Annotated in this window: 4 protein-coding genes and 1 pseudogene; 2 read left to right on the forward strand and 3 right to left on the reverse strand. The window is 64.7% G+C overall.

The features are described 5' to 3' along the window. A partial coding sequence (locus tag KBT70_RS10840; protein ID WP_296632762.1) for a Hint domain-containing protein occupies positions 1-2,999 on the forward strand: 2,999 nt, incomplete at its 5' end. Positions 3,000-3,018: 19 nt separating this feature from the next. On the opposite strand, the gene KBT70_RS10845 is transcribed toward KBT70_RS10840, so the two are convergent. The 3 genes from KBT70_RS10845 to KBT70_RS10855 form a co-directional block, all read right to left on the reverse strand. After that, entirely contained in the window at positions 3,019-3,795 is a 777-nt protein-coding gene (locus KBT70_RS10845; RefSeq protein WP_296632765.1) for a gamma-glutamyl-gamma-aminobutyrate hydrolase family protein, read from the reverse strand. 179 nt (positions 3,796-3,974) lie between these two features. Beyond that, complete coding sequence (locus KBT70_RS10850; RefSeq protein ID WP_296632769.1) at positions 3,975-4,169, reverse strand: DUF2256 domain-containing protein; 195 nt, start codon at positions 4,167-4,169, stop codon at positions 3,975-3,977. A gap of 276 nt (positions 4,170-4,445) precedes the next feature. Further along, positions 4,446-5,936, reverse strand: a complete 1,491-nt coding sequence (locus KBT70_RS10855; protein WP_296632774.1) for an FAD-binding domain-containing protein — start codon at positions 5,934-5,936, stop codon at positions 4,446-4,448. Positions 5,937-6,030: 94 nt separating this feature from the next. On the opposite strand from KBT70_RS10855, the pseudogene KBT70_RS10860 reads away from it, so the two are divergent. Further along, positions 6,031-6,703 (forward strand): annotated as a pseudogene (locus tag KBT70_RS10860) (aminopeptidase N); the annotation flags it as partial.

Genomic DNA, 6,703 nt, shown 5'->3' on the forward strand with positions numbered 1-6,703 from the left:
AGAGCGTGACGCTCGTCGGCGTGCCGATCACGGCGGTGCAGAGCACCGCGCAACTGGTCGCCATGGGCATCCCCGCCTTTGCGGGCAATTTCGTGGTCGAGGGCACAGGCGGCGCAGACCTCATTGATGGCAGCTACACGGGCGACCCAGAGGGCGACCGGATCGACAACAACGACGCCGCAGACGGCGGCAACGATGACCTCGTCTTTGCCGGGCTGGGCGACGATACCGTGCTGGGCGGCGCAGGTGCCGATGAAATCCACGGCGAGGACGGCAACGACAGCCTCGACGGCGGCGCGGGCGACGACACGCTCTACGGCGCGGCGGGCAATGACACGCTCGCGGGTGGCGACGGCAACGACAGCATGGAGGGCTTTATCGGCTCTGACAGCCTGTCGGGCGGCGTGGGCGACGACTATCTCGACGGCGGCACCGAATCCGACACACTCCTTGGCGGGGATGGCAATGACACGCTGGCCGCAGGCAGCGATGTGGCAGATGACTATCTCGATGGCGGCGCAGGTAATGACGAACTGAGCGCAGGGGGCGGCAAGGACACGCTCTTGGGCGGCACCGGCGACGACGTTATCTTTGCCGCTGAAGGTGACGACCTTATCGTCATGGCCGACTATTTCGGCAACGACACCATCGACGGCTGGTCGAATGACGCAGGCGGCGATACGCTCGACGCGGGCGCGGTCACGCAGGACACCGTACTTGACCTGACAGCGGGCGATCCGGGCAATCCCGAACAAGGCACGCTCTCGAACGGCACGCAAACGGCGCAATTCAGCGAGATCGAAAATATCATCCTCGGCTCGGGCGATGATCAGGTGCTCGGTTCCAGCGGCGATGACAGCGTCAGCACAGGCGCGGGGGCCGATACCGTCGATGGCGGCGCGGGCAACGACAACTTTGATATCGGCAGAGGCGACGGCGCGGTCGATACCGTGATCTTCGCCGATGGCGATGGGGCCGACAGGATCACCGGCTTTGCCGCCCCCATCGACAATGGCGACGGCACCTACACCGGACAGGACCAACTCGACCTCTCAGGCCTGACCGATGCCAATGGCAACCCGATCAACGTGGCCGATGTGACTGTCGGCAGCGATCTTGATGGCAACGCCGTTCTCAGCTTCCCGAACGGCGAGAGCATTACCCTCGTGGGGGTCAACCCCGCCACCATCACCGATCACGACGCGCTGGCGGCGATGGGCATTTTCCAGACCGACTATACTGTCGATGGCACAGCGGCGGGCGATCTGATCGACACGGCCTATACCGGCGATCCCGATGGCGATCTTGTTGACAATCTCGACAGCCGCACCAACGGCAATGACGACACCATCAGCGCCGGGGACGGCAACGACACCGTGCTGGCCGGTCTGGGCGACGATTCCGTGATGGCCGGAACCGGGGACGATTCTGTCTTCGGCGGCGATGGCAATGACACGGTCTTCGGCTTTGAAGGCAGCGACACCGTGGATGGCGGCGCAGGCGACGACCTGATCAACACCCGCACCTCGCCGGGCACCGGCCTGCCGGATCAGGCCTATCCCGATCCGATCCTCATCACCTCGGGCGGTCTGGGCTATCCCGCAGACCTCGACCCGAACAACGACCGCGACAGCGTGCTGGGCGGCGATGGCAATGACACCATCCTGACCGGCGACGATGCCGATACGATTGATGCAGGGGCCGGGGCCGACCTCGTCGATGCCGGGTTCGATGACGACCTCGTGGCAGGCGGCATGGGTGCCGACACGCTGCAAGGCGGCGAAGGACGCGACACGATCGACGGCGGCGATGATGATGACGTGATCTATGGCGGGCTTGCCCCGTCCAATCCGGATTTCGCAGCGTCAGAGGCCTATAGCCTTGCCGATGACGACCCAATCAACCCCGACCTCGCCCCGGACAACAACGCCGACAGCCTGATTGGCGGCGCGGGCAATGACACGATCTTTGGCGGCGATGACAATGACACCCTGCTCGGCGGCATCGGCGACGACCTTCTGTTCGGCGGCATCGACGACGACGTTCTTGTGGGACAGGATGGCTCGGATACCCTGATCGGGGGTGATGGCGACGATCTCATCACCGGGGGCATCGGGGCCGACAGCGTGGTGGGTGGCAGCGGTGCCGATACCATTCAGGTCGCGCAGGGCGACACGGTCGACGGCGGCGATGGCGACGATACATTCATCCTCGCCGATCTGGCCGAGGCAGGCGCCGCTTCGATTGCAATCATCGGCGGCGAAGCGGACGAGACGGCAGGCGACACGCTGCGTCTTACGGCGGACATCAATCGCAACGACATCCTCTATACCAACACAGACCCCGCAGCGGGCGGCCTCGGCGGCACCTTTACAATGGCCGATGGGACACTCGTCACCTTCTCGGAAATCGAGAACATCATCTGTTTCACCCCCGGCGCGCGTATTCTCACCCAATGGGGCGAGCGCGCGGTCGAGAGCCTGCGCTTGGGCGACATGGTCGTGACACGCGATCACGGGCTGCAACCGATCCGCTGGATTGGCAAACGCACCGTGCCCGGTCTGGGCGATTTCGCGCCCATTTCCATCGCCTCCAGCGTGATGGGCGGGCAAGAGGCTCTGCTCGTTTCGCCGCAACACCGGGTGCTCTTCACCGGCTATCAGGCCGAGCTCTTGTTTGGCGAGAGCGAGGTGCTGATCGCGGCCAAGCACATGGTCAACGGCCGCGACGTCACCGTAAGCCCGCGCGACGCCGTGACCTATATCCACATCATGTTCGACCGGCACGAGATCATCTATGCCGACGGGATCGGCACCGAGAGTTTCTATGCCGGGGACATGGCGCTTGACGCGATTGACGCGCCAGCACGCGAGGAACTCTTTAAGATCTTCCCGGAATTGCGCACCGCCCCCGGCCACCACCGCGACACCGCGCGCAGTTGCCTGCGCCGTCACGAAGCGCGGCTCTTGTGTGGATTGGGTGAAAGAGACGTCGCCTGAGCCTGCTTTAGCAGACGGCTCAGGCCGACCTTAGCAGCGGGGCCGCGCGCCCCGCGGCCCAGGCCCGCACCGCCTCGCCAAAGGCGGTAAAGAGCGGGCGACTGACCGGATCATGCGCGGCATTGTATTCCGGATGCCATTGCACCGAGAGTGTGAACCCCGGCGCACCGTCGATATAGAGCGCCTCGGGCGTGCCATCCGTGGCCCAACCGTCAATCACCACACCCCGGCCTGCGCGAAAAATACCCTGCCCGTGCAGCGTGTTGGTCATCACCTCTTCCGCCCCCATCAGCCGGTGAAAGACGCCACCTGCCGTAAAGCGCACCTTGTGGCGCAGGGCGAACTGCTCCTCCATCGTGCCCTCGGGGGGCATGCGGTGATTGTCCCGCCCCGGCAGATCGCGGATTTCGGGATGAAGCGTGCCACCCATGGCGACATTCACCTCTTGAAACCCCCGGCAAATCCCCAAAATCGGCTGTCCCCGGTCGATGCAGGCGCGCGCCAACGGCAGGGTGATCGCATCGCGCGCGCGATCAAACGCGCCATGCGCCTCGGTCGCGGCCTCGCCATATTCCTCGGGATGCACATTGGGACGACCGCCCGTCAGCAAAAACCCATCGCAGGTGTCCAGCAATTCCGCCACCGACACATAACGCGGATCGGCGGGGATGATCATCGGCATGCAGCCCGCAACATCGGCCACCGCCGAAGAATTGATGGTGCCCCCCGCATGGGTCGGGTAGCGGTTTTCGATCTGGTACTGGTTGGCAATCACACCAACAACCGGGCGTTTCATTTTTGTCTTTCCGGATTGCGCCACATGCTCGTTCATTTGCCTAAAATATAGCGCAGAATGGAATAACAAAACATCAATTCTCGCACATGTTTTCGTGCGATGATGCGAATTTGCCCGAATTTCTTGCAGGCTCCTTCACCTTTTGGGCGCAGAGTGGGCCTGTGGGCGGGGGGACCCCGTCACTGGTCAAACGCATCCCGACCGGTCGGGCTTTCCCCGTCCACACCAGCCTTCTTGCGGCTGCGCCGACAGCGTTCGCTGCAATGGCGCACCTCGTCCCAGACCCGCGCCCATTTGCGTCGCCATTCCATCGGCCGCCCGCAGGTGGCGCAAATCTTGACCGGCAAATCGGATTTGCGGGGCGCGCGCGGCATCTAGCGTCTCGCTAAAGGAATTTGACACAGTGCGCCGCCACCAGCCACCCGCGGAGTGCCCGTCCGCCGGGTGGGCGCAGCTACAGAAATGATGGGCAATTTATGCCTGCCAAACACATCCGCCCTCTCGATGAGGTGCGCCGGTGCAAAAGCGCCCGCCCGGCGGGGCGGACGGGCGCTGCGCGGCGGTGCCTGCGGCACCTTGATTCCGCGCAGGGAAATTTGGGGCAAACGCCCGCCCCAAGCAAAATCCCGCAACATCAACCGGCTCCACATCTATAAATCCAAACTCAATTGCGCAGACGCCGCCTTGGGCTTGGCCCGCCTTGGGCGTTTGCGACTGGCATGGCGGCTCACGATCCGCGCCGTCTCGGCATCCCCGCGATGCGCGCGCCGACAGGCCCAGACCGCCTCGCGCGCCGCCCGCGCCGCCTCGACCGGATCAACAATCGGTGCCGGATAGGCGCGCCCCAAGAGCCGCTCCGCCTCCGGCCAGTCCCACGGGCGTTGCAGATAGGCGTCCGGCACAGCGGACAATTCCGGCAACCAACGCCGCGTAAACACCCCCGTCGGGTCCTGATCCAGCCCTTGTTTCACCGGGTTGTAAATGCGGATCGTGTTCATCCCCGTGGTGCCCGATTGCATCTGCACCTGCGGCCAATGAATTCCCGGCTCGTAATCGGTAAAGGCCCGCGCAAGTACCGGCCCGGTGCTGCGCCAATCGAGCCAGAGGTGATAGGACGCCACCGCCATCAGCATCGAGCGCATGCGGAAATTGAGCCAGCCGGTCGCCAAGAGCGACCGCATGCAGGCATCGACAAAGGGCAATCCGGTTTCGCCCCGCGACCACGCCGCCAGCCGTGCCGCATCAGCCACATGCGGGCGCAGCCCCTCGTAGGCGGGATGCAAACACCGCCGCTCAATCTCCGGCTCATCCTCCAGCTTTTGCATGAAATGATCGCGCCACGCCAACCGCGCCTGAAACGACCGCATTGAGCGCGCCCAATCTGGCCCGCGCCCGGTGGGGGCCGCCGCCCCCGCCTGCACCGCCTCGCGCAGCGACAGCGTGCCAAAGGCCAGATGCGGGCTGATCCGCGAACAGGCCCGTGCGCCGTGCAAGGGCGACGACATCGCCCGCTGATAGCTCTCGCCGCGCGTTCTCAGGAACGAGGTAAGCGCCCGCATTCCCGCGCCACGCCCCCCCTTCTGCCGCAGCGGGCACGCATCCATCAGCCCCAAATTCTCAGCGCGTGGCAGATCATCACTGACCAATGCCAGCCCCCGCGGGCCCTCGACCGGCCCCAGCACCGGCGCGCGCATCATCCCGTCGCGCGCCCCCTGCCAGGCATCGCGGCTCTTCAGCCGCCGCACCACGCCAGATTGCGGCATCTCGTGCCACCGCACCCCCTGCGCCCGCGCCCATTCCGTCACCCGGCGGTCGCGCGCATAACTCCAGAGATTGCCGGTTTCCTCATGGCTCACCAGATGCGCCACGCCCTGCGCGGCGCGCAGCGCCTCCAGCACCGCCACCGCATCCCCCACCCGCACCACGAGCCTCAGACCCAGCGCCGCCAGATCATCGCGCAGGCTCTCCAGACAGTCGCATAGAAACGCATACTGCCGCCCCGAGGCATCGGGCTCTGCCCACAAGTCCGGCTCGACGATATAGAGCGGGATAATCGGCCCCAATCGCGCGGCATGGGTCAGCGCCGGGTGATCCTGCACCCGCAAATCGCGCTTGAACCAGAGAATGACAGGATGCTCCATGACCACAGAAATAGCGGCCAGAGACCCGAAGGAAAGCCCATTGCAGCCCCCTTCCTCAACGCCTACCTTCCCGCCAAAGCCAGAGGAGAGCGCCATGAAAGATGCAGCCCCACAGCCCGTTTATCTCGAAGATTACACGCCCCCCGCCTATCTCGTGGACGGGGTGCATCTGACCTTTCGTCTTGCACCCAAATCCACGCGCGTTCTCAGCCGCATCGAATTCCGCCCCAACCCCGCGTCCACATCGCGGGATTTTTTCCTGCATGGTGAGGCGCTTACCCTCATCTCCGCCCGCATCAACGGGGCCGAAATCACACCAGAGGTGACACCCCAAGGCCTCCGCGCCCCAGTGCCCGACGCGCCCTTTGTGTTTGAGGCCGAGGTCGAGATTGACCCCGAGGGCAACACCGCCCTCGAAGGGCTTTATATGTCAAACAGCATGTATTGCACCCAATGCGAGGCCGAGGGCTTTCGAAAGATCACCTATTACCCCGACCGCCCCGACGTGATGAGCATCTTCACCGTGCGGATTGAGGGCGACATGCCTGTCATGCTCTCCAACGGCAACCCCACGGGCAGCGGCGCGGGCTGGGCCGAATGGCACGATCCTTGGCCGAAACCGGCCTATCTCTTTGCCCTTGTCGCGGGCGATCTGGTGGCACATCCCGACACGTTCACCACCCGCTCTGGCCGCGAGGTCGCGCTCAACATCTGGGTGCGGCCGGGGGATGAGGACAAATGCGCCTTTGGCATGGAGGCGCTCAAGA

Source organism: Roseovarius sp., from assembly GCF_018066915.1.
GTDB lineage: Bacteria > Pseudomonadota > Alphaproteobacteria > Rhodobacterales > Rhodobacteraceae > Roseovarius.

Excerpts from the sequence above, each read along its gene's own strand:
- KBT70_RS10850 (WP_296632769.1), bottom strand. The coding sequence starts at position 4,169 with ATGCCGCGCGCGCCCCGCAAATCCGATTTGCCGGTCAAGATTTGCGCC.
- KBT70_RS10845 (WP_296632765.1), bottom strand. The coding sequence starts at position 3,795 with ATGAAACGCCCGGTTGTTGGTGTGATTGCCAACCAGTACCAGATCGAA.
- KBT70_RS10855 (WP_296632774.1), bottom strand. The coding sequence starts at position 5,936 with ATGGAGCATCCTGTCATTCTCTGGTTCAAGCGCGATTTGCGGGTGCAG.